Below are 3031 nucleotides of genomic sequence, written 5' to 3'. Positions count from 1 at the left end.
TTGCCATCCCGGTTCAGGTCCAGGACCAACGGGTCGCGGCGGGTGAGGACAGCTTGACTATCAGGCCACGCTCCATATTTCTCATGATATAATAGACGGTAGAATTCCCAATTTCTTTTATCGCCCAATTCCTTCATTCGAGGCAGGGCGTCTTTATTCATTTTATAAGCCTGATGAATAAGATTTATCCCAGACAAACCCCAACTTGCCCCATTAACAACTAAATCCATAAGACCTCCAATAAAAACTTCTCCTTTATCAATAACTTCCCAAAGAAAATCCCCTAAATTTTTTAGCCCGTCAATCAAAAAAGTCCCTATCATTTACCTTCACCTCTCTAACGGATTTTTCTGTCAATATATAAAACAACGACAATAAACATCGCACCCCACATGACCAGGAATTCTCCGCAGGTTGGTATTTTGTCACCAATGGGAGTTATGGAATACATAACGAACATCGTACTTCACTCCCTTTTCTCCAGAAACACCCCAAAAATCTATCCAAGACTGCCTATCCTGAAGATAATTCGCTCACCGTTCATTTCAGAACGGCCAGTACCAAGGCTTCCACCTCTTGCCACCGACGCTCTTGAGGTATTCCGCAACCATCGTATTCCTACACATCTCGGCCATGTCGAGCGGCGTTCTCTTTTTACCTTGACTGCGTAGAGCGTTGACCTCAGCCCCGGCCTCGACCAGGGCTTTCGCCACCTTCAGGAAGTCGGTTCCATCCCTTCCCGTGCGCTTCAGCATCTCGCTGAAGCTCTCCCATTCTCCCGAAGGTCTTTGGTCTGTCAGGGTTATTCCCGTTGCCATATGTAAAGGCGTTACACCCTCCATGCGGACATTTGGATTGGCCCCACGCTCCAGCAGAGCGGACACCACCCGCGGCAGCCCCATGCCGGAAGCGAAACAAAGAGGCGTCACTCCTTCGTTGTTGCTGGCGTTGACCTCAGCTCCCGACTGAATCAACAGGAGCGCCACCTCATCATCCGATCCCAATACTGCATCATGCAGCGCCGTATTTCCTTTCTTATCCTTGATATTTGGGTCCGCACCTGCACTGAGCAGAACCTCCAGCAGCCGTGGAATATCCTTCAAATCCCCCTGCTGGATTTGGTTGCGGATTTCCCTGTCACTGCAAAGCAGCGCTGCAATGTGCAGCGACGTCGTTCCGTCACAATTCCGGGCATTGGCCAGGCTCATATCCTCCAACAACAGAAGGTTCACGATCTCAAGCGTCTTCTCCAGAGGGCAGCCCTTCATCGGGCCAATCATGGCACAGTGCAAAGCGGTCATATCCCCGTTAGCCCTGTGTCCGGGGTTCGCCGAGGCACGGAGCAGCAGGCGGACAACATCAGGGTCTCCCCTCTTGACGGCTATGAACAGGGGCGTCCACCCGTAAGAATTCTCCTGCTCAATATCCTGCCCTTTCTGAATCGCAGCCTCTATCTCCGCAATGTCGCCGCTCTCGACCAAGGTAAAAAAGTCATCCTTGCCAATAGCGCCAAGGGCCGGCGCTGCCAAGCCCAAGAGCCAAAGGATGGACGCCACAAAAAAACACGCGCTCGCTGCAGATAACTTCCGTCGCAAGGACTTTCGCCTCCCGCTTCTTCTGAATTTTTCAGCCGTTCGTCGTTTTTGCATTTTAAAAGAGAGGATAAAGAGGCTCGTATCCCCTAAGATTTTCAAAAAGGAACATCGTAATTTTCAAGAAGCCAAAACCTACCACCATCAATAAACCAGTTACTCATTGTGATTTTTCCTCCCTTTTACGAGCATCGAGTACGGCCCGGAAAAAAATGATGTTTACTATAAATAGCCACAAGACCATAGAAATATCATAAAGAAAATCCCCTTTCCGTTCGATACAAAAATAGTAAATTGCAATGGGAAGTGAAAGACAAAAAACATGACCCCAAAAAATCCCTCTTAATATAACATAGTCATTAAACAACACACCTTTAAGCAGTATTACAAAAATCAATAAAGCTAATATTGAAATTATAGCTTTATACAAAAAGTGTATTTCCCTTCCAGAGTTTAATAAAAAATGCAACATTGGAACAAGGTAAGAAAAATAGATTAAAAATAACTCTATTTTGTAGTTGAATATTTTCATCATCTTTAACCACTCCTTTATTTATAGAAAGCCAAAGCATGTATTAAAGAAAAACTCAACTTCATACTCAAATGTGCCCACACAGAATAACGCGGAACCTATTTATTATTCTAAAATGACCCTTCCTGAAAAATAATAAAGCAATATCCACCTCATTGAACCACGCCATAAAAACCTCCATTGAGAGAAAAACGCAGATATAAAAAAATCAGGGGCACAAATACGCGTAACCTCAACAACGATTTTATAAAATAAAATATCCACAACAGCGATCAAGAAAAATAACAATATTTTTTTACGGGTTTGCTGAATAGGATGACCAAACAACCCATATCTAAACCATAGTGAACAGAGCAGAGAAAGCAAAGAAGCGACTAAAAAAAACATGAAATACCACGTAAATATCAGGTAAGGATCACCCTTCACAAGTATAACGGCAGCAAAATAATCCGCTAAAGGGCATAACGTTATTCCTTTCCACCTTCTCAAAGAACGATTTTTTGTCCAAGTATTTTTATTTTCCTCAGAAGCGAAACACACAATGCGAAACCTCCCTTCTCCGGGGGCGCTTCGCGCTGTCGTTTTCAGGAATTCGTGGTTGTTCAGGTCTGCGCGTCGCCGCGGCGCTCCCGTTTGCCCTTCCGAGTTCCAAGTCTATATCCATGAAGCATAACAACGATATATTTTTATCCTATCAAGGTTGCCGGGCCGTGTCAAGAGGGGGAACAAGAAGTTGTCGTTGATTTTCTGAAAAGAAGATCAGAGGTATGAACATCGACTGAGGTTTATAAAGAAGGGCTGCCAGCTCCTGAAGGGGCACGACCGAGCAATCCCTCCGGCCCGTTGGGCCACCTCCCCTTGCAGGGGAGGCAAAGCAAGCGGCGCGTTTTTAGGACCCCAGTTTATT

General features: G+C 45.5%; 4 protein-coding genes. All 4 read right to left on the bottom strand.

The window, feature by feature from the left end; genetic code table 11:
* The coding region (locus tag SY1_RS12185) for a hypothetical protein (RefSeq protein WP_208873912.1) at window positions 1–323 on the bottom strand (323 nt) is incomplete at its 3' end.
* Between the two features lie 222 nt (window positions 324–545).
* Entirely contained in the window at window positions 546–1694 is a 1149-nt protein-coding gene (locus tag SY1_RS12180) for an ankyrin repeat domain-containing protein (protein WP_208873911.1), read from the bottom strand.
* A 58-nt stretch (window positions 1695–1752) separates the two neighbouring features.
* On the bottom strand, window positions 1753–2127 hold the full coding sequence (locus SY1_RS12175; RefSeq protein ID WP_208873910.1) for a hypothetical protein: 375 nt from the start codon (window positions 2125–2127) through the stop codon (window positions 1753–1755).
* A 102-nt stretch (window positions 2128–2229) separates the two neighbouring features.
* A complete protein-coding gene (locus SY1_RS12170; protein ID WP_208873909.1) occupies window positions 2230–2664 on the bottom strand; it encodes a hypothetical protein in 435 nt (144 codons plus the stop codon).
* Between the last annotated feature and the right edge of the window lie 367 nt (window positions 2665–3031).

This window comes from Fretibacterium fastidiosum (assembly GCF_000210715.1).
Taxonomy (GTDB): domain Bacteria; phylum Synergistota; class Synergistia; order Synergistales; family Aminobacteriaceae; genus Fretibacterium; species Fretibacterium fastidiosum.
This window is presented reverse-complemented; position numbering and strand designations above follow the sequence as displayed.